Source organism: Halalkalibacter nanhaiisediminis, from assembly GCF_007830185.1.
Taxonomy (GTDB): domain Bacteria; phylum Bacillota; class Bacilli; order Bacillales; family Bacillaceae_D; genus Halalkalibacter; species Halalkalibacter nanhaiisediminis.
In genome coordinates this window covers 58484-83644 of sequence record NZ_VLKZ01000002.1, presented here as the reverse complement: position 1 = coordinate 83644, position 25161 = coordinate 58484, and the positions used below count along the sequence as shown (strand labels likewise).

General features: G+C 39.5%; 24 protein-coding genes. 6 read left to right on the top strand and 18 right to left on the bottom strand.

Going from position 1 to position 25161, the window contains the following annotated elements:
* The first annotated feature begins 109 nt into the window (after nt 1–109).
* A complete protein-coding gene (locus IQ10_RS03050; protein WP_144449021.1) occupies nt 110–313 on the top strand; it encodes a hypothetical protein in 204 nt (67 codons plus the stop codon).
* Nucleotides 314–406: 93 nt separating this feature from the next.
* Nucleotides 407–1021 carry a trimeric intracellular cation channel family protein gene (locus IQ10_RS03045; RefSeq protein WP_144449020.1) on the top strand — a complete coding sequence of 205 codons (615 nt, stop codon included), beginning with the start codon at nt 407–409 and terminating at the stop codon, nt 1019–1021.
* Nucleotides 1022–1355: 334 nt separating this feature from the next.
* Here the strand turns inward: IQ10_RS03045 and IQ10_RS03040 are convergent, their stop codons facing one another.
* Together IQ10_RS03040 and racA are read right to left on the bottom strand one after the other, a co-directional pair.
* Entirely contained in the window at nt 1356–1733 is a 378-nt protein-coding gene (locus tag IQ10_RS03040; protein ID WP_144449019.1) for a YppE family protein, read from the bottom strand.
* 41 nt (nt 1734–1774) lie between these two features.
* Entirely contained in the window at nt 1775–2320 is a 546-nt protein-coding gene (racA, locus tag IQ10_RS03035) for a chromosome-anchoring protein RacA (RefSeq protein WP_144449018.1), read from the bottom strand.
* A gap of 234 nt (nt 2321–2554) precedes the next feature.
* On the opposite strand from racA, the gene IQ10_RS18515 reads away from it, so the two are divergent.
* Nucleotides 2555–2689: a hypothetical protein gene (locus tag IQ10_RS18515; RefSeq protein WP_277877933.1), complete on the top strand. Its 135-nt coding sequence runs from the start codon at nt 2555–2557 to the stop codon at nt 2687–2689.
* A 32-nt stretch (nt 2690–2721) separates the two neighbouring features.
* On the opposite strand, the gene IQ10_RS03030 is transcribed toward IQ10_RS18515, so the two are convergent.
* Entirely contained in the window at nt 2722–3708 is a 987-nt protein-coding gene (locus IQ10_RS03030; RefSeq protein ID WP_158639971.1) for a DUF2515 family protein, read from the bottom strand.
* Nucleotides 3709–3871: 163 nt separating this feature from the next.
* Between IQ10_RS03030 and recU the strand changes: the two genes are divergently transcribed.
* Nucleotides 3872–4483, top strand: coding sequence for a Holliday junction resolvase RecU (recU, locus tag IQ10_RS03025; RefSeq protein ID WP_144449016.1), 612 nt, complete (start codon nt 3872–3874; stop codon nt 4481–4483).
* A gap of 24 nt (nt 4484–4507) precedes the next feature.
* The gene (locus IQ10_RS03020) at nt 4508–7102 is read left to right on the top strand and encodes a transglycosylase domain-containing protein (protein WP_144449015.1); all 2595 of its coding nucleotides are present in this window, start codon (nt 4508–4510) and stop codon (nt 7100–7102) included.
* 48 nt (nt 7103–7150) lie between these two features.
* On the opposite strand, the gene IQ10_RS03015 is transcribed toward IQ10_RS03020, so the two are convergent.
* The 8 genes from IQ10_RS03015 to IQ10_RS02980 form a co-directional block, all read right to left on the bottom strand.
* Nucleotides 7151–10735, bottom strand: coding sequence for a dynamin family protein (locus tag IQ10_RS03015; protein ID WP_144449014.1), 3585 nt, complete (start codon nt 10733–10735; stop codon nt 7151–7153).
* A 12-nt stretch (nt 10736–10747) separates the two neighbouring features.
* A complete protein-coding gene (locus IQ10_RS03010) occupies nt 10748–11260 on the bottom strand; it encodes a YpoC family protein (RefSeq protein WP_144449013.1) in 513 nt (170 codons plus the stop codon).
* Nucleotides 11257–11913 (bottom strand): endonuclease III, encoded by a 657-nt coding sequence (gene nth / locus IQ10_RS03005; protein WP_144449012.1) that lies wholly within the window; start codon nt 11911–11913, stop codon nt 11257–11259. The genes IQ10_RS03010 and nth overlap by 4 nt, the downstream gene beginning before the upstream one ends.
* Nucleotides 11914–11938: 25 nt before the next feature.
* Nucleotides 11939–12652, bottom strand: a complete 714-nt coding sequence (locus IQ10_RS03000; protein WP_144449011.1) for a DnaD domain-containing protein — start codon at nt 12650–12652, stop codon at nt 11939–11941.
* Nucleotides 12653–12835: 183 nt separating this feature from the next.
* Nucleotides 12836–14128 (bottom strand): asparagine--tRNA ligase, encoded by a 1293-nt coding sequence (asnS, locus tag IQ10_RS02995; RefSeq protein ID WP_144449010.1) that lies wholly within the window; start codon nt 14126–14128, stop codon nt 12836–12838.
* Between the two features lie 328 nt (nt 14129–14456).
* Nucleotides 14457–15641 carry a pyridoxal phosphate-dependent aminotransferase gene (locus IQ10_RS02990; protein WP_144449009.1) on the bottom strand — a complete coding sequence of 395 codons (1185 nt, stop codon included), beginning with the start codon at nt 15639–15641 and terminating at the stop codon, nt 14457–14459.
* Nucleotides 15642–15748: 107 nt separating this feature from the next.
* Nucleotides 15749–16234, bottom strand: a complete 486-nt coding sequence (locus IQ10_RS02985) for a cell wall elongation regulator TseB-like domain-containing protein (protein WP_144449008.1) — start codon at nt 16232–16234, stop codon at nt 15749–15751.
* A gap of 5 nt (nt 16235–16239) precedes the next feature.
* Nucleotides 16240–16410, bottom strand: coding sequence for a YpmA family protein (locus IQ10_RS02980; protein ID WP_144449007.1), 171 nt, complete (start codon nt 16408–16410; stop codon nt 16240–16242).
* Nucleotides 16411–16522: 112 nt separating this feature from the next.
* On the opposite strand from IQ10_RS02980, the gene IQ10_RS17945 reads away from it, so the two are divergent.
* Nucleotides 16523–16687: a hypothetical protein gene (locus tag IQ10_RS17945; RefSeq protein WP_158639970.1), complete on the top strand. Its 165-nt coding sequence runs from the start codon at nt 16523–16525 to the stop codon at nt 16685–16687.
* 88 nt (nt 16688–16775) lie between these two features.
* Here the strand turns inward: IQ10_RS17945 and IQ10_RS02975 are convergent, their stop codons facing one another.
* The 7 genes from IQ10_RS02975 to panB all read right to left on the bottom strand — a co-directional run bounded on the left by IQ10_RS02975 (nt 16776) and on the right by panB (nt 25050).
* Complete coding sequence (locus IQ10_RS02975) at nt 16776–18089, bottom strand: amidohydrolase (RefSeq protein WP_144449006.1); 1314 nt, start codon at nt 18087–18089, stop codon at nt 16776–16778.
* Between the two features lie 28 nt (nt 18090–18117).
* On the bottom strand, nt 18118–18984 hold the full coding sequence (locus IQ10_RS02970; protein ID WP_144449005.1) for a ComEC/Rec2 family competence protein: 867 nt from the start codon (nt 18982–18984) through the stop codon (nt 18118–18120).
* A gap of 68 nt (nt 18985–19052) precedes the next feature.
* Entirely contained in the window at nt 19053–21887 is a 2835-nt protein-coding gene (dinG, locus tag IQ10_RS02965; protein ID WP_242009700.1) for an ATP-dependent DNA helicase DinG, read from the bottom strand.
* A gap of 31 nt (nt 21888–21918) precedes the next feature.
* Nucleotides 21919–22899: a tetratricopeptide repeat protein gene (locus IQ10_RS02960; RefSeq protein ID WP_144449004.1), complete on the bottom strand. Its 981-nt coding sequence runs from the start codon at nt 22897–22899 to the stop codon at nt 21919–21921.
* Between the two features lie 66 nt (nt 22900–22965).
* Entirely contained in the window at nt 22966–23349 is a 384-nt protein-coding gene (panD, locus tag IQ10_RS02955) for an aspartate 1-decarboxylase (RefSeq protein ID WP_144449003.1), read from the bottom strand.
* Nucleotides 23350–23365: 16 nt separating this feature from the next.
* On the bottom strand, nt 23366–24214 hold the full coding sequence (gene panC, locus IQ10_RS02950) for a pantoate--beta-alanine ligase (protein WP_144449002.1): 849 nt from the start codon (nt 24212–24214) through the stop codon (nt 23366–23368).
* Nucleotides 24211–25050 carry a 3-methyl-2-oxobutanoate hydroxymethyltransferase gene (gene panB, locus IQ10_RS02945; RefSeq protein ID WP_144449001.1) on the bottom strand — a complete coding sequence of 280 codons (840 nt, stop codon included), beginning with the start codon at nt 25048–25050 and terminating at the stop codon, nt 24211–24213. Before panB ends, panC begins: the two co-directional genes overlap by 4 nt.
* Nucleotides 25051–25161 lie beyond the last annotated feature (111 nt).

Here is a 25161-nt window from a genome sequence, read left to right as displayed (position 1 = left end):
TTATTTTTTATCGGATATCTATAATAAAGAAGATAGAGATTTGGTATCATCAGACAATTTATATGTTTTGTTTTTTAATGTCTGTTGTTTTCAGTAAGGAGGGTTGATTATGGGTAAATTAATGTCATTAATTGGAGCATGTGTTTTCACTTTATTATTCGTACCAGTTCAGGTACTAGCAGCTGGTGCGGCTGAAGGTGCTGAAGAAGCAGCGCACGCAGAACCATCTGGCTTGCTACTTACGGCTTTAGCAATCATGTCTTTTGCGACACTGATCTCAATGATTTATTTTTCATTCCGTGATAACGGCTAATGCAAATGAAGCGTGGACCATTTGAGTCTGCGCTTTTTTGATGGATAATAAATGATTTCAACACCAAAGGATAAACGAAGGAGAGACTTGGTGATGACGTGGGATATTTTAAATATTATTGGAACAATCGCTTTCGCATTAAGTGGTGTTATTGTCGCTATGGAAGAAGATTATGACTTGATCGGTGTATACATTTTAGGTCTAGTGACTGCTTTTGGCGGAGGGGCGATTCGAAACTTGCTCATAGGAGTACCTGTCTCTGCCCTATGGGATCAAGGTACGTTATTTACGATTGCCATTATTGTGATGACAATTGCCTTTTTATTTCCCAGCCTTTGGGTAAACCGTTGGATGAGATTCGGGCTTCTATTTGATGCGATGGGTCTTGCTGCATTTGCGATACAAGGTGCCTTATATGCGACCGAGATGGGACATCCACTTAGTGCGGTCATTGTCGCTGCAGCCCTTACAGGAACAGGAGGAGGCATGGTACGTGATGTCCTTGCGGGCCGAAAGCCACTTTTTCTGCGGAAGGAAATTTATATAGGTTGGACGATGATTGCAGGTCTAGTTATTGGTCTTAATCTTGTTTCAGGTGTGATCGGACTTGGAATATTATTTGTCGCAGTTGTTGTCCTAAGGATGTTATCTGTTTATTATCAGTGGCAATTACCTCATCGTAAACTTGAACAGTTTCAATCTCCTTAATAAGAAAAGCGAAAGCGCCTTGACCAGCCGTGACAAGTACTGGAGGCCTGTCAATGTGTTGCCGGATTTTAGGCAACCATTTACTGGCTGAAGCAACCTCGAGCGGCTAGGCGCTGGAGCTAGACATCCAGAAAAGCGAAAGCGCCTCGTTCAGCCGTGACAAGTGCTGGAGGCCTGTCAATGTGTTGCCGGATTTTTGGCAACCATTTACTGGCTGAAGCAACCTCGAGCGGCTAGGCTGCTAGCGCTAAATATTATCGAATTTGATCTTTTCTTAGAGGTCCTACCCTTAGCTTTAAGGTAAGATACAGACTAGCTAAGGGTGGCACTCGTCTTATTGTTCACTTTCAATAGCTTGAAGGATTTGATCAAGTACGTAATCCACTGATTTAAATGTTTCCATTTGCCGTTTCAAACTTGTTTTTGGATAGAACGATTTGATTGCTACGATTTCTAAATTCTCTTCTGTTTGCTGAAGCTGGCTCGGATGCAAATGCAATGGCTTTGCTTGTTGAACAAATGCCATCGCTAGTGGGAGCCATTTATCGCGAATATCCTTTACTTCATCAGCGAAAGGTTTAACTTTCCCAAAGAAATCGGGTTCGTATCCTTCTTTTCTTGCTATTTTTGTATAAAATGTTTCTGCTTCCTTATTTAATCGTTTTAATTCATTTGTCCAATTTCTTAAATCAGAACGGGATTGGTTGTCCATTAGTGCACCTCCGCTCCCATCTTAGCAAATGAACCCAAAACTTAAAAGGAAAATAGCTGCATAAAGGAGCGCCACTTCTTTTTTGGTACTCCCCCTACAGCTAACGGGAGCTCTTCTTCCTTTGTAGGCTCTCGTAATTCAATTTTTCTTTCCATTTCTGTTAAACGCCCTTCAAGATTTTTTATCATCTTAATCATGTCTTCTAACTCCGAGCGATGTTTTAAAAGTTGATAGCTCACCACCTCGTCAGCTTTTTGAGAGATTCTATGCTCTAGCTCTTGTACACGCTGCATCACTTCCTCAAGCTTCACTTCATATTTGATTGTATCGACCATTTGTAGATCCTTTTTCCCCTCTTGTAAAATGACTTCTGGGAAAAGGCTAAGATCGATCTCCTTCATTCGTTTTCCTTCTTGAAGTTGCTCTTGAACAAATGTCATGACTTCAACATGTCTCTCTGTAAACAAATAATGGCCATGTTCATTCGTTTCGCAAGTAAGTCCAAAGTATTTCGCCCAGCGCTGCACAGTTGTAGGATTAACCCCTAATCGTTCAGAAACTTCCTTAGTTTTTAATATCTTTTCCATTTTGATTCCCTCCCTAAAATTAAAGTTGTCTCAACGATTTCGTTCTCCCTACCTGTCTTCCCTTCACTGGTGACAAAACTAGAATCTATTCGCCAAAGAAAGTGACATTTCCTTATTTTTCAAAAAAAGAACGGTATTTTGACAAAAAAAGTGAAGAAAGTTAGATCTCGATCCGCATAAACAGAAAGTCGACATCACACACTAGAAAGAGAAACGTAAAGGAGGTATCATTCAATGGAGCATGATCGTACACAATCTCAGCAAAAGAAAACGAATGCAACGAATGCAACGAATACCACTCATCAAAAAGAAGAAAAAAAATACACGGGTGATAAAAAATTAGGGGGACCAAATCGGCCTGCTGAATAAAGGAAATAATAATGTCAGGGTGTTTCAAAGGATTAGGCTTTACCTTTTGAGACACCCTTCTCTCTGTTTAAGATTGTGCTAAACCATTCCTTTACCTTCATCGTTATATAAAGTTCATAATACTTTCGTTTTAACCAATTCGTCCGTTCAACTGGCTTTGTTGCTCGAATAGGTGTAAATAGTACCTCGACATTATTTTCTTGCATGGACCAATCTTCTTTTACGTGCCAAGAATGCGGTACAATCGGATACGTTTTTCGAAGTACTGGACTCGTATTTCTAGTTGCCCAGCCCATATATTGATAATAGTCATTTCTCGAACCAGTAGGAGGTGTTTTCAAAGCAAATGTGAAAATGAGCTCATAAATAGAAGGATGAAAAAGAAGTCGCTGCAACTGTTTTCCTAACCAAATACGCGCACGAACATCCTTAAAATTCCTTACATACAATCCGTATATTTTTCCGTTAATCGTAGGAAACAACACATAACTCATATGCGCATGTTCCTCTAAGAAATACCGAAACGTTCCAAATACTTCGTCTCGATATATAGGATATTTCATCACCGTTTGCTCAAGCATATACTGCTCATTAATGATTAGTGCTGTACATAAACGATCCTCGTCTCCTCTTTCAAAAAAACATCTCCATTCATCTTGCATGAATTGACTAACACCAAGTTTAGCAAGGTACTGATAACGTGGTTCCCTCCTCTGTTTTTCAGCTTCATACCACAACAACTGTGGGTAAGCATCCGCAAAAATCGTCCAATTTGCCCGTTCGAATGTTTGAAACAAAAGTTGACGCTCTCTTTTTTTTAGCAAAGTTTGAAACCATTCGCTCTCTAAATCCGTCATATTCCAGCCAGCATTTCTTGACACCATTCCTGCTAGTAAGGACCATTTAATTTCTTTGTTGGCCTTAAAAAATTGTTCATACATTACGGTACGTGAAATATTATCTTTGTTGGCTTGAATTGTTTTGTTTCTCATTTCATTTAATAATTGATATTCTTTCATTGGCATTTTGCTCCTTCTTCAATTAATTGCCATAAAAATGAAGTATCTCTTCCTAGTGTGTTTGTGATAAGATAATATGATGGAATCTACTTTCTTTACTATTTCTAGTTCTTACAGATTCCATGCACGCATATGAATTTGTTTGGAAAGGTTTGTGAATGCAATGGCAATACGTTATCCAAATGGGCGAAGTTATGTAGGACGTGAACCAAACAAAAAGCCAAATCGACAAAAAGAATTAACGTATAGCAATCGCGGTATGACATTAGAGGAAGATTTAAATGAAACCAATCTCTATTATTTAGAGAAAGCTATCGCTGTGATTCATAAAAAGCCAACACCAGTCCAAATCGTTCAAGTTGATTATCCGAAACGAAGCGCAGCTGTCATTAAAGAAGCCTACTTTAAACAAGCATCGACTACCGATTATAATGGTGTGTACAGAGGTCGTTACATTGACTTTGAAGCAAAAGAAACGAAAAATAAAACGTCGTTTCCACTAAGTAATTTTCATGCACATCAAATCGAGCATATGAGGCAAGTTCTCAAACAAGATGGTATTGCTTTTGTCATCCTTCGTTTCTCACTTACAGATGAAATTTATTTACTTGATGCTTTGCACTTGCTTTATTTCTATAATCAAAAAGATGAGACACGAAAATCGATCCGTAAATCAGATATTGAAAAAATTGGTCATTCTATTAAAATAGGATATCATCCACGTATCGATTATTTGCACATTGTAGATGCCGTCTATTTTTCAGACAAATTATAGTGGATGAAGAAAGGAAGAAACACGATGTCAGAAGAAACAAGTACAAGACAAGGGCGTCGTCAAGCCCGCCAAAAAACAAAACCAAAAAATAAGAAACCTAAAAAAGGCCTGTGGAAAAAAATATTGCTTTCTATTGTAACACTTGGGATCATTGCGATTATCGCAGGAGGTATAACAGCATTTGTGATGATTTCTGGAGCACCTCCTCTTGATGCAGAAAAGCTTACTCTCTCTCAAGCAGCGCAAATGTATGATCAAAATGATGAATTAGTCTCCCAGCTTGATTCAGAAGAACGCCGAGTGAATGTCAGCATTCAAGATGTTCCTCAAGTTGTTGAAGATGCATTTATCTCTGTTGAGGACATTCGTTTTCGTGAGCACTTTGGAATCGATATCCGCCGCCTGTTTGGAGCCGTCGCTGCCAATATTACAGAAGGTTTCGGGGCTGAAGGAGCCAGTACCATTACTCAACAGCTCGTTAAAAATTTGTTTTTGAACCATGAAAAGGCGATAACAAGAAAAGTTCAAGAGCAATATTTGGCAGTGAAGCTTGAGCAGCAATATTCGAAAGACCAAATTCTTGAAATGTATTTAAATCAAATTTATCTTGGTTCTGGCGTCTACGGCATTGAATTAGCCTCTCAGACTTATTTTAATAAGTCTGTTGAAGACTTATCACTTGCTGATGCTGCATTACTTGCTGGTATCCCACGTCGTCCAAGCTTCTACGACCCAACTAAAAACCCTGAAGCTGCAGAAAGTAGACGTAACCTAGTTCTAGATTTGATGGAACGACATGGAAAAATCACGAGCGAAGAAGCTGCAGCTGCAAAGGCTGTGCCACTTGAAGATCAAATTGAGTTAACTGAACGCGAATCATACCCTTACGAAGCTTTTTATGATCAAGTTTTAGCTGAATTAGAGCAATTGGAAGGTATCGCGGTTAGTGATTTATATAACGCTGGTTTAAAAGTTTATACAACCCTTGACGTAGAAGCGCAAGAGCATGTTGAAAAGGTGCTACAAACGGATGAGTTTATTTCAAATTATCCAGATAACGAGGACTTTCAAGCTGGGGTAACATTACTTGATACAAGAACAGGTCAAATTAAAGCTATTGGAAGTGGACTTCAAGACACAAATATCAAACGTGGATTCAACTTTGCAACAGATATTCGCAAACAACCTGGTTCGACAATTAAGCCTATTTTAGATTATGGTCCAGCAATTGAGTATTTACAATGGTCAACCGGTCGCATCATTGTTGATGAGCCACATAATTATTCAGTTGGTGTGCCAATCCGTAACTTTGATCGTTCTTACAATGGTGCAATTTCGATGCGTACTGCGTTAGCTCGCTCACGAAATGTCACAGCCATAAAAGCACTGCAAGAGGTCGGAGTTGATCGTGCAGAAGCGTTTGCAGAAGGTCTCGGAATTCCAATTGAATACCCTGATGGTCAAATGCCAGAAGCATTCGGGCTAGGCGGGTTTACAAATGGTATTTCAACGCTTCATTTAGCAGGTGCCTATGCTGCATTTGGTAATAACGGAACATATACAAAACCTTATACAGTTCGTAAAATCGTCTTTCCAGATGGTCGCGAAATTAATATGGAGCCAGAATCTACTCAAGCAATGAGTGATTATACGGCTTATATGATTACAGACATGCTTAAAACAGCTGTTACTAATGGAACTGGAACTACAGCAAATATTTCAGGACTACCAATGGCAGGTAAAACAGGTACGACAAACTTTCCTGAAGATGTACGTACTTCACTTGGCATTCCTGAAGGAGAAGTTCCCGATGTATGGTTTGCAGGCTACACGACAAACTATACCGCTGCAGTGTGGACAGGTTTTAATGAAAATGGTCCTAATAACTATCTAAGGAGCGGCCAAGATCGACAGCTTGCTCAGCAAATCTTTAAAGAAATCGTTGGAAAAGTCTCAGAAGGAAAAGAAACGCCAGATTTCACAAGACCAAATTCAGTCGTAGAAGTTGGTGTGGAAAGATCCACTGGGCTCTTACCAAGTGCCTATACTCCACGAAGCGAAATTATCTATGAGTTATTTGTTCGTGGAAATGAGCCTACTCGTGTATCAGAAGAATTTATTAACTTGGCATCTCCGTCTAATTTTATGGGAAGTTATAATGAAGCAGCAAATCAAATTCTTCTTAGCTGGAACTACCCACAAGAGAGTGCTGACAATGTTACATTTGAACTGCAGGTTAGTGTTGATGGCGGTAGTGCACAATCACTTGATCGAACAAAAGACATGCAATTTGTCTTCGGTTCTCCAGAACGAGGAAGAAGCTATGTCTTTACAGTCATTGCGATTTCAGATGAAACAGCAAACTTAAGAAGTGATCCAGCGACAGTCCAAGTTGTGGCTGGTGAAGTAATGGAGGAAGAAGAAACGTTGCCAGATCCTCTTGAAGAAGTTGATGAACCTGAACAAGAGCTAGAGCCAGAACAGCCTCCTGTTGAGGATGGAAATAACCCTACTGATGGAGAAGGAACGTTACCTGAAGATGATGATGAAGGCAGCGAACAACCGACTCCTGATACGGGCACTGACGAAGAAGAAACATCAGAAGAAGATAACGCATAATAATCACACCCCCCGATCCAGTCATCGGGGGGTGTTTGTTTATACCTTTTAATGCAAAAGCTCTTGCATCTCACTGTACTCTTGCTTAAGAGCTTGATGATTTTTTGGATCCATTAACGTATCAAAACGCTCAATTTCTCTTTCAAGTGCTTCATTAAATGTCGCTTTCGCTACTTGAATCACATCTTCAAAGACCGTTTCTAATTGTACTAGTGTATTTTTTTCCAATTCTCTAAGGCTACTACTTGCGAGTTCTGTTCCCTTCTCAACAAGCTCATTTTTCAATTTTCTTACTTGCTGTTGTTCAAAGAAAGATTTAAGCGATTGGAACGTTGCTGCATAGTCCTCTGGTGCAAGAGGTAGGAAACGATTGGATACATCCATTTTTAATCCATACTCTGGTTGTTCAAACGAATGTGAGAATGCTGGGAAATCCTCGCGAATAGCATTAACTGTCTCTGCCACCCACTCATCAATTGCTCGGGACAACGCTAATTCAATTCGGACAAAGGTTGCTTGAATTTCCTGTTGGAGGAAATGCTCGGCTTCACTTCGCCATTCTTTTAATGCTGACAATAACGCTTGTTGCTGAGCACGTTTACTAGCGCCAACTACTGTTGTGACATTGACAGCATCTTGAAAACGATCACCTAACACATAACGCATACGTTCACGTAAATATAAAAACAGCTGAGTCACTTCTTGACTGCTCATTTGATAAGCCGTTAAAGGTTTTAGTTCACTTACTTTCCTTTTCCATGCCTGAACGTTTTCTTCTAATTTAATCCGCTTCTCTTGCTTTGTTGACTCTTCACCTGTAGCATACTCCACTCCATTTGCCAGCGTTAATTCATAACGTTTTGCTTCTTCTCGGAGCAATTCATAGCTTAAACGTTTCAATTCTGAAATTGTTTGCTCATAAAATGCACGCTCAAAGGTCACAAATAACAAATCCTCATCTTCTCCAGCTTGTTTCCCTTTTAGACCTTTTTTACTTGATAACGGATAAAGTCTCGGCTGATCAATTCCACATTGAACAAGCTGGTCATAGACATGCTTTCTCACGCCATTTAATTCAAGTTCACTGCTTGCTAAATCCGCTGCATTTAAAATGAAATAAAGCTTGTCGGTACGGAAGCCTTCGTTAACCTTTGCCATTTGCGAAAGGAATGTTTGATCCGCTTTCGAAAATGCATGATTATAGTAACTTAAATAAAAGATCGCATCCGAATCACGCAGCTGCTTGAAAGCCACATTTGTATGGCGTCCATGGATCGAATTCACACCAGGAGTATCGACTAAAACAATTCCTTTTTCCGTTAATGGACAGTCATAATAAAGTGTTACTTGCTCAATTAAACAAGCGTTGTGTTCATTAGCAACAAATGGTTGAAGCTCGTTAAGCTCAACCTCGAAGCTTGAACCTAGCTCTCTCGTTGTTGTAGCCAAACTATCCTTTAACGTTGTTAAATAAGCTTGATACGTTTTTTGCCAGCTTGTCGTTGCTGACTTCGGATCAGCTTTCCATCCTCCTAGGCTATCAATTGTCAGCTTCAAGTCCAGTTGCTCGGCTACAACTTGTATTTCTTGATCTAATTGAGCTCTTGTCTTCACTTTAACAATAGCTGTATGAGAGCGATGCCCTTCTTCTGAGTGCTTAACCGTGTTTACTGTTGCCGTTGTTGGGTGTGGCGAAACAGGAAGAACATCATCTCCAAGCAGAGCATTAGCAAAGCTAGATTTACCAGCACTAAATGCACCAAATAGAGAAATTGTAAACGTTTGCTGTTCAAATCTTTCTTTTCTCTTTATTAACTCAGTTCGTTCATGTTGCAGGCGCTCATCATTACGGTATTGATCAAGCAACTCAGATAAACGTTTGACCCAAGCTTGTGCCTCTTTTTCATCAAATTGGTCATCTGACTTCGAAAAATCATTATCCCAGTTTGTATCTATCACTGTTTCTGTTGGTAACGTAATCCCTGCAAATATCGAAACTTGATCAAATACTGGAATTTCCTTTTGCATCGATTCTATCAATACACGCTCATATCCACCAGCATCTTGAAATTGACGTGCTTTTTCTAGAAATTGATCTGTTACATTTGAATAGATTTGCTCAATTTCTTTCATTTCTTGCACATATGTATCAATTTCCTGTAGCTGTTGGAGCTCTTGCTGTAATTTGATTTGATTTTTCTCCCAATGAGCCTCCATCCCTTTTGTCATTAAAGTAATAATAGTTGCAGCTTTTTGACGTAAATCTCTCACTATAGCTGCCGTACGATCCTTCGTATATGTATAAACATATTCACGATTTTTAGGTCCTGTTTGAACAGCTTCTATAAAGAAAGCAGGCTTTAGCTTTAAATGGAATTGTTCGATTTCCTGCTCAACTTGCTCTCTGTTCGTAAGCAACGTAAAATCATAAGACTGAAAGAGACGATGGAGATGAAATTCAAGCTGACTTTTCACTTTATCTTCCACTTCCTCCATTAGAAGATTCAGTCTTCTTTCTTGCTCCTCAGCCGTTTTCTTTTTAGAAAAAAACAATCCTACTTTAAAATTAGGTGCCATACTTTCAAGCCAAACTCTGGCAAGCTCTGTCGTAGTATAAGGAAAAATTGTCACATCTTTTGTAACCTTCTTCCACTCAGTCTCGAAAGACTCTTCAAAAAGGTGCTTTGCTTTTAGAGCATGTTCATATGCTTGAGCCACTTCTTCCCTTTTATCCAGTTGAAGAAGATCATGTCCTTCTCCTTTCATTTTTTCTTTTACGCCGTCAATCTCATCTTCTTTATCCTCAATAAGACGGTGAACAATACTTAAATAATAGCCCTGCTGCAAGCGTTGTTTCGCATAAGGAAGTAGCTCAGCTCCATGATAAAGCATCGCTTTCATATCTCGCTCAAATTCAGCAAGTTGATTTAACTTGTGATCTCGCATTTTCATACTTGTATAGCAAAGCTTTAAAATGTTAATGCCCCAAGACGCGAACGTATCGCGTACTGACTGATCAAATGCTTCAAACGAAAGCTCCTTTTCATCATGCTTGTCAACTTGATTGATAATTAAATAAAGTGGCTTCTTTTCATCTGATAGCTGTTTTAAAAACGTTAAATTCGTTTCAGATTGCACATGATTATAATCCATCACATAGACGATAAAGTCTGTTGTGTATAAAGCTTCAAGTGTTACTGCTTGATGCGTTGGGTCTGTTGAATCAACACCAGGTGTGTCATAGATCACACTTTCCTCACCTAAAAATGGAAGAGGTGCTTGGATCATAAGGGAAGCAATTTCTCCTCCATTCATCCCCCATTCTCTTACTCGTTCCCAAGGAATTTCACCTTCCCAGTTTTTCTCTGATCCATCTATCGAATGAACAGTTAAGCCAAGATCTCCGTTTTGAATACCAATAATATTGGCACTCGTTGGAATCGGACTTGTTGGCAGCATCTCTGCTCCAAGTAAATGATTTAAAATTGTCGACTTCCCTGCAGAAAAATGACCACAAAATGCCACTTGAAAGGTGTGTCCTTTTCGTTTTTCTTCAACAATTTCCGCTCTTTCAAGCTCTTTTTCCGTAAGCTCCACTACCTTAGTTTCTTTTTCAAGATATTTAATAGCCATCCTTACCACCACCTAATCATTTGTTTGACGTCTTTTTTGTTCTAATATAAGCATTTTTGCAAATATTTTTTCTTGTTCTGTAAAAAGCGCTTTCAGTTGAACGTACGTTGCATATTTTTCTGGAGCTGCAAGGAGAAAGAATAATCTCTCCTCGCAGTTGATCGGCTTAAACTCAAGTTCCTCAAGCATTGTAGCTCTGCTTAAAGAAGGAACTGGTTTATCGTGACTCCAAAAAAGCGTATTAAGATAAACAGCAATCATAGCGATCATCAGACCTTTTGCTGCTTGGGGATTACGATTTCGATAATGAACAGCGAGCTTTTGTTCTTCGTCCTTCCATAAATCAAACAAGGAAGGAACGTATAAATGTTTCTGTTGCCAAGGTGATAGCTCATCTGTCAATTCATAATAAAAGGGAATATACCGTAATATCGTTGGAAAAGAACAAACTGTCATGTCGATAAAAACAGTCTTTGTCTGATAAAACGGCGCAAACCTAAATGAGTCAGGAATGTGAATATTCATCCTTTCACTCTGGCTTTCATCCGCTTCTGCCCTTCACGGCACATTTCAAGTAGTGGACACGTTTCACAGCGCGGCGACTGAGCCTTACAATGATATCGACCAAAAAAAATCAGCTGATGATGAGCATCTGACCAACGCTCTTCAGGAATTTTTTTCATTAATGTTTTTTCCACTTCCATGACGCTATCTTTCCACCTGCAAATACCTAGTCTTTTAGAAACTCGTTCAACATGGGTATCAACAGCAATCGCTGGTATGTTAAAGGCTACAGAGGTCACTACATTCGCTGTCTTTCGTCCAACCCCAGCTAGTTCAACGAGTTCTTCTCTCGTTTTTGGTACTTCTCCATTATGCAGCTCAATTAACGATTGCGAAAGCTTTTTAATGTTTTTCGCTTTACTTCGAAAAAGACCAATAGAACGAATATCTTGCTCTAATTCTTCAAGTGGAACAACTACATAATCTTCTGGTTTTTTATATTTGGCAAATAATCCTGGTGTTACTTTATTGACAAGCGCATCCGTACATTGTGCTGATAATACAACAGCAATCAATAGCTCAAACGGATTCTCATGTGTTAGCTCACACTCAGCATCTGGATACATGCTAGCAATTACATCGAGTGCTTCCATTGTTTGCTTCTTTGACATCATGCTACTAACTCTCTCCTTAGATACTTTACGACTGTTCTAGCCAGCTAAAGCCAGGGTATGATTCTCGTCTGGCTCGCTGCTTTTGTTCAACTTTTTGTGGTTGATTATATTTTCGAAACTTTTCACCATGTGCTTTAGCTTGATCGAGACTTTTCACACCATTTCGTTTCCATTCAAATAAAATGCGATCAATGTATCGGAAATTTAATTTGGCTGAAACAACAGCTTCGCGAAGAGCTGCCATAATTAAAGCTGGGGAATGATGATCTTGGTCAAGCCACATCGAAAGCGTTTCGGCTTCAATTGGTGAAAGAGGCCGGGCAAATTCTTCTTCAAATCGCTTAAATAATTGCCCTTCCTGAACATGCTTTTCTTGTTCCTTCGCTTGCACTTCTTCCCCTTTTAAAAGCTGAATTAATTTTAACCATAATGGCTCAAGGGTTAAATATTCATATAAAATGCCTTGTTCATCCCACTTTTTTTCTAATGATAAAAAGCGATTTCGAACAAGTCGACCAAACATATCAGCACAATCACTATGCGTGTGCGTCATTCGCTCACTTAACAACTCTGGTGTTGGAAATCCATTACCTTGTTCGATAAAAGATTGAACATGCAGAAGAGCAACAAGTTCATCTTCTTTTAATCCAATCTCTTTGTAATGCTTCAAAAGGATTGTTGGGATCGATAGCTGTCGTTGTGTCGTCCATTGAAGTAATAGCTTCTGTTCCTGTTCCATCTTCAAACACCTCTACCTATTAGTATAACACGCAACTGTGTAATCGTCGTTTTCTTTTCATCAGTTCAAAATAGAAAAAGATGACTCTAAATAGTTTTAAACCTAACTAGAATCCTTTGCATCATCATGGAAACTAGTGGGCAAAAACTTTGATTATGAGTCACCCTTTATGAAATAAATGTATTAAGGATATAGGCGGTTAAGCAGACGCGGGAATGGAATGGTTTCCCGAACATGTTCAACACCAGATATCCATGCGACTGTACGTTCAAGACCTAAACCAAAACCAGAATGTGGAACAGATCCGTACTTTCGTAAATCCAAATACCATTGATATGCGTCTTGCGATAATTTATGTTCTTCAATTCTTTGTTTTAACAGGTGATCATCATGAATACGCTGTGAACCACCAATAATTTCTCCATATCCTTCTGGAGCAATGAGGTCTGCACATAATACGACTTCCTCACGACTTTCATCAGGCTGCATATAAAATGGTTTTAATGACGTTGGGTATTTTGTAATGAACACTGGCTTGTCATAATGCTCAGCAATCGCTGTTTCATGTGGAGCTCCAAAGTCATCACCCCAAGAAATATCGCCGAAGCCCTTCTCTTGTAAAAATGTGATCGCATCATCATACGTAATGCGCGGGAATGGCGCTTTAATGTTTTCAAGCTTAGATGTATCTCGACCAAGAGTCTTTAGCTCAAGTGCACAATTTTTGAGGACAGATTGGACAATATAGGAGACAAACTGTTCTTGGATTTCAAGGTTTTCTTCAAATTCCACGAAAGCCATTTCTGGTTCGATCATCCAAAATTCAATTAAATGACGACGTGTTTTTGATTTTTCTGCACGGAAGGTTGGACCAAAAGAAAAGACACGTCCTAACGCCATAGCAGCAGCTTCCATGTATAACTGACCGCTTTGTGACAAATAGGCATCCTCATCAAAATACTTAGTTGCAAAAAGCTCAGATGTACCTTCTGGCGCACTACCTGTTAAAATTGGTGGATCCACTTTCACAAAGTCATTATCATTGAAAAATTCATATGTTGCACGAATAATTTCATTTCTAATTTTCATGACAGCGTGTTGACGCTTCGAACGTAACCATAAGTGGCGATGATCCATTAAAAATTCGGTGCCGTGTTCTTTCGGTGTAATTGGGTAATCTACGGCAACGTGTAGAACCTCGACCTTTGTCACCGTTAATTCAAATCCAGATGGTGCACGTTCCTCGGCGCGAACAACACCTGTAACGTATAATGAGCTTTCTTGTGTTACATTTTTCGCTTGTTGGAAAATATCATCGCCGACCTCAGCTTTGACGACAACCCCTTGGATGAATCCTGTTCCATCACGCAATTGTAAAAAAGCAATTTTCCCACTTGAACGCTTACCAGCAAGCCAAGCGCCTATCGTAACTTCTTGGTCTACAAATTGACCAACTTTTGCAATCGTTGTTTTCACTCTATTCCCTCCAATAAAAAACTAGGCTTTTTACCGCCCTTTAGTTGTAAAAACCATAGTACCACTCTCTAATCCATTTCCTCTTGGATAAACGTACTAACATCTCCATACAGTACTGAAGTGGTTTTTCAATCAATCCTTCACACCTTTTAACATTATGAAAGTATAATAAATCACCCTATCGATAACATGATTCATTATACCCTTCTGCTTTTTTTGAAGTCAACGCCATGTCGTAAATCCCGAATTCACAGAAACATTTGACAATACCAACTCGTTTTCCTGCCAAGAAAAAGACGCACGCCAAGCAAGCGTACGTCTTAATCAATTATTTTAATTTTGCACGTACAAAACGCTCTACTCGAGTTAATGCTTCCTCTAATGCCTCAAATGATGTTGCATAAGAAAGGCGAACATTATCAGGTGCGCCAAATCCTGATCCTGGTACAAGCGCAACCTTTTCCTCTTCTAAAATAGCTTCTACCCATGCATCGACGTTATCGTAGCCATTTAATTTCACAGCTTCGCTAACATTCGGGAACAAATAAAATGCACCTTTAGGTTTCACGCACGTTACACCTGGAATAGACACAAGCTTTTCAAAGATACCATTTAAGCGCTCTTCAAACGCTGCACGCATCGTTTCAACAGAACCATCATCTACTGTGTAAGCAGCAATTGTACCGTATTGAGCTGTTGTCGTTGGATTAGATGTTGAATGGCTAGCAAGATTTGTCATCGCTTTAATGATCTCTGCATTACCAGCTGCATACCCAATTCTCCAACCAGTCATTGAATGCGATTTCGAAACACCATTGACGACAATTGTTTGTGCTTTTAACTCAGGTGATAATTCTGCAACTGACGTGTGAGTTGCTCCCTCGTAGACAAGCTTTTCATAAATTTCATCGGACACAATTAATACATCATGCTTGATACACACTTCACCAAGTTCGCGAAGCTCTTCATCTGTATACATTGCACCTGTAGGATTACTTGGTGAATTCAAAATGAACGCTTTTGTCTTCTCGTTAATCGCTGATTCTAATTGTTCAGCTGTTACTTTAAAGCCATTAGCTTCAAGACCTTCAATATATACTGGCTCTCCGTCTGCAAGCTTCACTTGCTCTGGATAGCTCACCCAATAAGGCGTTGGGATGATGACTTCATCGCCTTCATCTAAAATCGCTTGAAATAATGTGTAAAGAATATGCTTAGCACCAGATCCTACAATAATTTCTGCAGGAGTGTAAGTGATTCCTTGATCTTGTTTGAATTTACCAATAATCGCTTCTTTTAACTTAGGTAAACCAGCAGATGGCGTATATTTTGTGTGGCCCTCTTCCATAGAACGTACAGCTGCATCAATTATGTACTGAGGTGTATTAAAGTCTGGCTCACCAGCTCCTAAACCAATCACATCATGCCCTTGTTCTTTTAGCTCCTTCGCTTTTGCTGTAATAGCAAGCGTAGAAGATGGTGTTAGTGTCGATACTCTCTTAGCTAGTTTCATGACTATTGTCCCTCCAAAATCTTTTCATATATTCTACTATAGTGTGTGTGCATTAATCATTCAAGTGTCAATTCTGAATAGACAAAAATTTATTCGTTCATTTTTAATTAATTTGCCCGTAATTGATATCTTTTCACAAATTCTCCATCTTCAAATCGTATATAATAATACCCTTTACTGTTTTGTACTGTTGTATAAACGACTTCATAGATAGGAATACCTCGCTCAATACCGAGCCGAATTGATTTCAATCGCGAAATATCATTTACTTCGTTTTGCCAAATCGCTAACGCTTCATCTTCTGAAATACCATCCGAGCTAAGTTCTATATGATAAGAATCAAAGTCATCTCGAATCCAAACGATTGTCTCTTCCCCAGCTTGATTCTCTCCTTGAAGCACATAATAAGCAGTTGTTCCATGATAATAATCAATATCGCTTATTGTTGCTAGTAAGGTTTGGTCCCTTACAAATTGCTCGGCTTGCTCAAAACCGTTCAATAATGGGCTTCGGACCGTTTGATAAGCGAACACACTCGCACTGATAAATATAACAGCCACAACGAAGAGTGAAATAAAAAGCCATTTCTTCATCTTGATTACGTCCGATAAATGGTGAAGACCATTTTTTCTTGGTCTGTCTCATCAAGTGAAAGTCCAAACATTAAGTCCTGCTCTTTTAATGTCCGATTTAATGAGTCAACAATTTTATAAAGTTCTGCAGCTTTTTGAACACGAACAGTTGATAATACTTCCATTTTTTGATCCATCAATCATTCCTCCATTCACATTAGGTACTTCCTTGATCAACAAGTATTACTAATTATAATAAGAGCACTTGGGGCGATACTATAAGTACGCCAAAAGAAAGGAGGCGTACTTTTGTTACACACAAACGAGACTAATCATATTGCCTGTAGGTTTCAACAAGATAAAGAGGAAGTTGCTTTACTTCGCAGAGATGGCTTCATTTGGCATCAAGTTTTACCACTTTCGATTCACCAAACGATGTTCCCTACTGTTTTCCAATTAGAACGCAAAGATTAGGCTGTATAACAATGATATTTAACATCAATCCTACTCACACCTCAATCGATGTTCTGCACAAGCCCAGTGCAGAACATTTTCCTCTACACTACGTAAGCTTGCAGATACGTTGATACTGTTCTTTCGCTTCAAAGCGTATTTTCTCTTCGTCTAATGTTAACAGTGTTGATTGCTCCATTAAAGGCTTTCCTTGTACATACACATCAGTCACATCAGATCCTTTTGCGGCATATACAAGATGTGATTGTACGTGAATATCAGGCTGTAAGTGAGCCTTGTCCGCATCAAGTAAAATAAAATCAGCTTGCTGACCGATGTTTATTTCTCCAATATCCGCAAATCGTAACGCTTTAGCTCCATTTATTGTGGCAAACTCTAGAGTTAAAGCTGCTGGCATTAACGTTGAATCCTGATTAATGCCTTTTTGCACCAAATTGCCGAGCCTCATTTCCTCAAATAAATCAAGTGTATTGTTAGAGGCTACACTATCTGTTCCAAATCCAATTGTAATCCCTTTTTCATGCATGTCATGGATTGGCGCAATGCCTGAGCCAAGTTTTAAATTACTCTTAGGATTATAGCTAATGGCCGTATCATATAAAGAAAGTCGTTCGATTTCCCTTTTAGGCATATGGACTCCATGAGCAAACAACCACGGTACAGCACTTAATACATTTATTTGTTCTAAATGCTCTAACGGGTGAAAGCCATATTGCTGCCTGTGATCATCGACTTCTTTTTTTGTTTCCGCAAGGTGCATATGAACAGGTAAGTCTAATTGCTTTGCCTCCTCAACAATCCGAGAAATAAACGGAGGTGGACACGTATACGGTGCGTGGGGAGCAAGCATCGTCTGAATTCGCCCGTTTGCTTGTTTATGCCATGTTTTTGCAAAGGAGACAGCCTCTTTTAGCTTTGTTTCCTGTTCCTCCTTTGAACATAAACCAATCATCGAACGCATTAATGTTGCGCGCATTCCGACTTTTTCAATCATTTCTGCAAAATCATCCATAAAAAGATGATACATTTCTAAAAAAGTCGTTGTCCCAGACTGAATCATTTCAACAAGGGCTAATGCACGACCTGCCTTGACAGCTTTTTGGTCTTGCTTCGCTTCAAATGGCCACATTTTCTCTTCTAACCAGCGGTGTAATGGTAAATCATCAGAATGTCCTCTAAGCAATGCCATGCCTGTATGACCATGTGTATTAACTAAACCAGGAAGCATCCATTTGCCCTTTGCCGAAATCACGCGCTCTGCCTTAGATAGCCATTCAGCCGACGGATCACCTTCTGTTACCTGTTCAAATTGACCATCCTTCACAAAAGCATATCCATGTTTAATTAGTGGTTTATCTCTATTCATCGTTACAATTGTTGCATCTTTGACTAAAATCGTCACGATTTCACCATCCTTTTCATACTTACTGCTACGAATCCAAATCTTGAAATCGCACTGTAACGAGTTGATAATCATCTTTATTTGCTTTTATGATAACAGAACCATTTTGACTCGTTTCATACGTATCAATCCATGTCTCTTGAAGGCGTTCTAATAATTGACTACTAGGCTTTGCATTCTGTTTTGAAAAAAGAATGGCGACCTGTGGATCGATTTTACTTAAAAACGATTCAGTTGTGCCATTTCCAGTTCCGAACTCAGCAACCTTTAACACTTCAACAGCAGGTAGCCCCTTTTCCAACCATTTTTCTTCGATCGTCTCACTCGCCTCTGCAGCAAAGAAAAAGGAGTGTGTATCATGAACCATAATCATAAAAGATAACATCGGTATTAGAGACACTTCACTTGAAACGGTTTTTACCTGAAAATGGTCAGACAGTTCGTACGATTGATCATTTTTCCAGCTTATGATCTCTACATTATCTTTTTGTAAAAGTTCTTGAGCCTGTTTTTGGCCTTGAATTGGTACAACAACGGTTTTGACATTATATTGGGCAATAAGCTTCTCAGTATTTGCACTATACTCAGATTCAAATCTCGGTAGGACGATCGTGTCTATTGAGGTGATGGCAAGCTTTTTTAAGCGCAAACGTAAGGATTCCCATGAGTCTTTTGCTCCAGTACCGATCAGAATCGACTCTTTTTCGGGTATATCAATATAGGTCGCCTCACCATTTGGTAAGTCAAGAAACACAAAACCAATCTCATCATCATCCAATTGAAGATGGAGCTCAGCTTGTTCCTCCTCGATTGTCGTCATTACCTCTTGAACTTCACAGCCAAGCATTGTTGCCAAAACAAAAAAGCATACTAGTCCGACTAGACTTATACGCATATCGTATTCCCTCCAGCTTCGAAATCTCAGCTTAGTTTACGTTAGGAGACGATAGGTTATGTTATCGATTATAAGTAATCGTTAAACTTCTCAAGTAATGTTTCAAGCTTTCCCTCATGGACAGGAACATCTGGTAATGAACGAATAAACTGTTTTCCATAACGCGTCGTCGAAATGCGTCGGTCAAACACAAACACACATCCCTTATCTTGTGTCGTCCGAATTAAACGGCCAAAGCCTTGCTTAAACCTGATAATGGCTTGTGGCAAAGAAATTTCCATGAATGGATTACGTCCTTCTTCCTTAGCCTTTTCATATTGTGCGGCAAGTAACGGCTGATCAGGAGGTGAAAACGGCAGACGAACAATAACAAGTGTCTTTAATTGATCGCCTGGTAAATCAATCCCTTCCCAGAAGCTACTTGTCCCAAACAAAATAGCATGCTCACTTTGTTTGAACATTTTCATTAATTTCGCTCGGCTTCCACTTGTGACCCCTTGGCCAATTAAGTGCAACGAACCAAACTCATTAAAATCTTTCACATGCTGATAAACTTGCTTCAACATTTCGTAGGACGTAAATAAAACGAGCATTTTCCCACTCGATATCTCTGCCATTCGCCATAATTTCACCGCAACCTCTACTGCAAATTCATCATCTGAAACGTCTTTAATGTTTGGTAAATCTGATGGCAGAAGGAGCCTCACTTGATCATGATAAGAAAAAGGTGATGGGATCACACACTGCTTGGCGCCGAAATCAGTTAAACCTAAGCGTTTTTCTTGGTAAGTAAATGTCCCGTTGACAGATAAGGTCGCTGACGTTAAGATCACACTTTTTTTCTTCATAAAAAATTTATCAGCAAGTAAATCTGAAACATCAATTGGCTTACTATAAAGGTACGTTGCATTTTTAGCACCCTTTGGCTCGACTTCAATCCAATAGACGACATTCGGATCATATTCCAGTAATAAACGATATAGTGTTTGCTCTTGTTCATATAGTGAATGGATCATCCGTTCTACATCGGCAATAAAGCCACGGTCACTATATGACAACTCGTCCTTTTTCTCAACTAAGGGCTGTACTAGCTCACGAAATATTGCAATGAAGTCTTTTGCCTGCATATGAACACGCATCGCACATTCAAGAATCGCCTGCCATATTGAACCTTTCTCATTATAGCTTTCGTATCGATAGCTAATACGGCCAATATCAGTTGAACTCTTTTTCCTTGTTTGCATCACAAAACTATTCAGCATGCGAAAAAGCTCATCTACTTCTTCTTTCGTCTTAAGACACTGCTCATCTAATTGTTTTGGTGAGATTCGTGTTTCAACATTGTGATCTGTTACTAATCGATACAAATGTTCTAGCACACCGCCTTCTTGATTTAAACCAAGACGTTGAAATAAATAAGAAAAAGTAAGGTAGTCCGTATGTTCTCCTAAATGATCACTAGCGGTTTCTTCAAGATGATGCGCTTCATCTATAACTGCATGGGTATAAGCAGGTAGTAGCCTTTGCTCATGAACAAGATCCGTACACAAAAGAGCATGGTTCGTAATAATTAAGTGAGCCTCTTGAGCTCTACGTCTTGCTCTGTGGTAAAAACATCTAGAAAACCATGGACTGAAACGCCCTAAGTCCGATGCCGCATCGCTTTGAACCTCATACCAAAATCCTCGTCCCCCAGAAGGCAGATTTAATTCTTCAATATCCCCGTGATCCGTTTCTGTTAGCCAAATAAGTAATAAAGCTTTTGTCAAAAGGACATCATAACTATCTGTGGCAATCGTTTTGAGCGACTGTTCAAACTTACGCAAGCATAAGTAATGACTTCTTCCTTTAAGCAGTGCCACTTTGACGTTAAAAGGCAGCATTTTTTGTAACAATGGTAAGTCACGCGCGAGTAGCTGCTCCTGTAATGGAATTGTCTGTGTACTAATGACAACAGACTCCTTTTTTGAATGAGCATAAAAAGCGGCTGGGATTAAATAAGCTAGGGATTTTCCAGTACCTGTCCCCGCTTCAATCATTTTATGCTCAGATTCTTGAAAAGCCTCATCTACTTCTTTCATCATTTGCTGTTGACCGAGACGAAGCTCGTAGTGATTAAAAGCTGACTTCATTTTCCCGTCCTCAAATAATGAATCAGCATATTCTGCAAACGTAAGAGCTTGCTCAGCCTGTTTACGCTCATCCTCTTCTTTTTGCTCACTTTTCTTTAGCGCTAGTTGCCTGTAACAATCGTATGACTTAGTATCATCTACGCCTGCTTCAAGTTTTTCTTGGATAAAGGTTTGCAAAAGTGGCTCTAAGTCACTTTTAAATTTGCGTGACATTAAAGCAAGCTGCTGTAAGGTTAACAATGGTAACTGTTTTAATTTATGTAATAAAGCGATAAATAACGTTGCTGTTACTTCCGCATCACTATCAGCTTGATGTGGCCTGTCATGATCAAATCCCAATTGCTCAGCTAACTGACCCAGCTTGTAGCTTTCTTGCTGCGGCATTAAAATTCGCGCTAACTCTACGGTATCAAATAGAGGCATCTTTGGAAACTCATATCCTTCAAGCTCTAACTGACTCGCTAAAAATGAACGATCAAAATGCACATTATGCGCTACGAAGGCACCACCTTCTAGCAAATTTAGCAATACTGGAATCATTTCATGAAAAGAAGGGGCATCAGCAACCGTTTCATCTGTAATCCCTGTCAATTCTTCAATAAAAGCTGGAATGGGCTTACCAGGATTCACAAAAGAAGAAAAGGATTCAATGATTTTGCCATCTTCAATGACAACTGCCCCTATTTGAATCACTCGATCACCTTTTGAAACAGCGTGACCAGTCGTTTCAACATCTACAACAACATATCGTTCATTCAAGCCTAAACTCATACTTCCACCTCTATTATTCAAACAACACTAATTAAACACGTAACTCCGCATAAAGCTCTGGCCAATATTCGCTTAACCAGAAAAGGGATTTTTGGATATTAACATTCCTTGGATCAATCCTGAGAGCCTCACGAAACGTTTTGATTGCATTTGTTTTATCTTCTAATAATGCATAATTCCATGCTATTGCGTGAAGAATATTTCCTTGATCGTGATCTTTTGTTTGGATTCGCTTGTAACAGTGAATCGCAGCCTGATGATGTCCATGCCATTCGCATACATACGCTAAAGCGAGCAAAGCATGTACAGAATCGAGTAAGTTCACACTTGTCAGCCACGATGTCCATGCCGCATCGATCGCTCCATTTTCCCATTGACAGCAGCCAAGTAAAAATAACGCTTGTCCGTCATCTGGAACCTGTCTTAAATAATCGACCAAATAAGGCTCGGCAAGATGAAAAGCTTCGATCGCAAAATAACATACGCCTAAATTATACACGACATCGTTCGTTGTGGTAAGTCGCTTTGCATTTTCGAATGCCTCAATTGCATCCTCTATCCGCATGAGACGAGTATGAACACAGCCGAGACCGACAAATGCAAAGTGTTTTATATAGAAATGTTGACTAACTTGAATCAGATATAAAAATGTTTCCTTCGCTTTTTGTAAGCGATTGGAAAATAAACAAGCAAATCCTACATACAATTGACGTAACTCGTCTTGCACACCAATTGTTTTTTCTGTAGCTAACAAATCAGCGGCTTGGCCAAACATCTCTAATTGATAATAAACCGTCCCAACGGAGTGATAATCAACCAATGAATCAAGTTGCTCCTTATCTACTCTAAGATGATTAAGCATCTCATCTAATTCACTCCACTGGTCAATAAGAACTCCAGCTATCTCTTCTAAATAACGTAAATGCTTTTCTTGATTATGAGCAGTCATTAGTGGCCATTGTGTTTTTGTCTTTTGATAAATGGCATGCCATGACGTAAGCCAATCATTCAAAAAAACCCCTCCTCCAGGTTTACACCTTAATCAAAGTGTTTAACGAGAAGGAGGGGAATATGCAAACTACAAGACGGTAGAAGCTGGCTCAGTACGTAACATTTCAACAATTTGATTATTTTCGTCCATGATCGCCACTTTTGGATGGTGATCTTTTACCTTTTCCTCAGCAACTAATGCGTAAGAAATAACAATGACAACATCGCCTTCTTGTACAAGTCTTGCAGCCGCCCCGTTTAGGCAAAATACGTTGCTTCCGCGAGGCCCTTTAATGACATATGTTTCAAAACGGGCACCATTGTTATTATTAACAATTTGCACCTTTTCATTTTCTGCAATATCAACGGCATCCATAATATCTTCATCTATCGTAATGCTACCTACATAATTTAAGTTTGATTCTGTCACACGCGCCCGGTGAATTTTCGCTTTCATCATTGTTCGAAACATATTCGACTCCTCCTCTTTACTGATCTACCTTCATGATAAGATTGTCGATTAAACGAGCATGCTTATACTGATAGGCAATCGCCAAAATGATTTGCCCTGATAGCTCTTCGACTTTTTCTAAGCTAGGGTACAAAAAGATGTCTAAATAATCAACAGTCCCACTGCCCCCTTCTAATTTTGCAAGCATTTTGTGAATGACCGTTTGCCGATTATACTCACCAGATCGAATAAGCTTCACACCATATTGCAATGTTTCATATAAAAACGGGGCTTCCTCACGTTCATCCTCCGTCAAATAGACATTTCTTGAGCTTTTTGCTAGTCCATCTTCCTCACGTATCGTTGGACAAGCTACAATTGTTACTGGTATATCAAAGGTTTCAACCATATTCATGATGATTGCTACTTGCTGGGCGTCTTTCTGGCCAAAAAACGCTTCATCAGGCTGAACAAGTTGAAACAGCTTCATGACAACTGTAGCAACCCCGTCAAAATGACCAGGTCGACTCGCCCCACATAAAACATCTACACCCTTTGTCACGCGGATGGTCATTGGTGTTTCTTTCGGATACATCTCCGTTACAGATGGATAAAAAATCACATCTGCTCCTGCCTTTCGAGCAAGCCTTTCATCACGCTCAAAATCACGTGGATAGCGTTCAAAATCTTCGTTCGGTCCAAATTGTAGAGGGTTCACGAAAATACTGATAATAACTAGATCATGTTTTTTTCTAGCTTCTGAAATCAAGCTTAAATGCCCTTCATGTAAATAGCCCATCGTTGGTACGAAGCCAATTGACTTGTCTTCCTTTTTTGCTTGCTTGACTTCTTTTCGAATCGCTTGAATCGTTTCAATTATTTTCATGAGCTCTCTCCCCCGTATAAGCCCTTTAGTTCCTTTTCATCCATTGTAAATTGATGTTCTGGTGCAGGGAATTCACGCTCTTTTACTTCTTTTACATATGATTTCATTGCTTCTAAAATAATAGGAGATAAATGTGCATAGCTTTTAACAAACTTTGGTACATGAACGTCGCCATAACCAAGAACATCATGATAAACAAGCACCTGTCCATCTGTATCAACACCCGCCCCAATACCAATTATCGGAACTTGACAGGATTCAGCTAGTAGGGCCCCGACTTGTTCAGGTACACATTCTACGACAATCGCGAACACTCCTGCTGCTTCTAGCGCCTTCGCATCGGCAATCAATTGCTTCGCTTCGCTGGCATTCCTCCCTTGAACACGGTACCCACCTAGCACAGCTACCGATTGAGGTGTTAAGCCTAAATGGCCCATAACTGGAACACCAGCTGAGGTCAGTTTGGCAATCGTCTCAACGACTTCACCAGCACCTTCTAGCTTCACAGCATTTGCTCCTGCCTCTTGCATGATTCGTTTCGCATAATGAAACGTTTCTTTTAAATCCGTATGGTAAGAAAGAAATGGTAGATCACAGACGATAAACGTATCTTTCGCACCGCGACGAACAGCTTTTGTGTGCATAATCATATCGTCAACCGTAACAGGGATCGTAGAGTCATATCCAAGTACGACCATGCCCAGCGAATCGCCGACAAGAATCATATCCATACCAGCTTCCTCCACCAATCGCGCTGCTGGCGCATCATAAGCAGTCATCATCGTGATCTTTTCTTTCTTTTGTTTCATCCTTAGTAAACCTGATGTTGTCTTCACTTCATTTCCCCCTTATTTTAGAGGAGGGCTTCATTACACACTCAGATAGAATTCGCAGTTTCTTTCTGATTCGACATAAAAATCCCTCTTTCAAAATGAAAAGAAGGATGT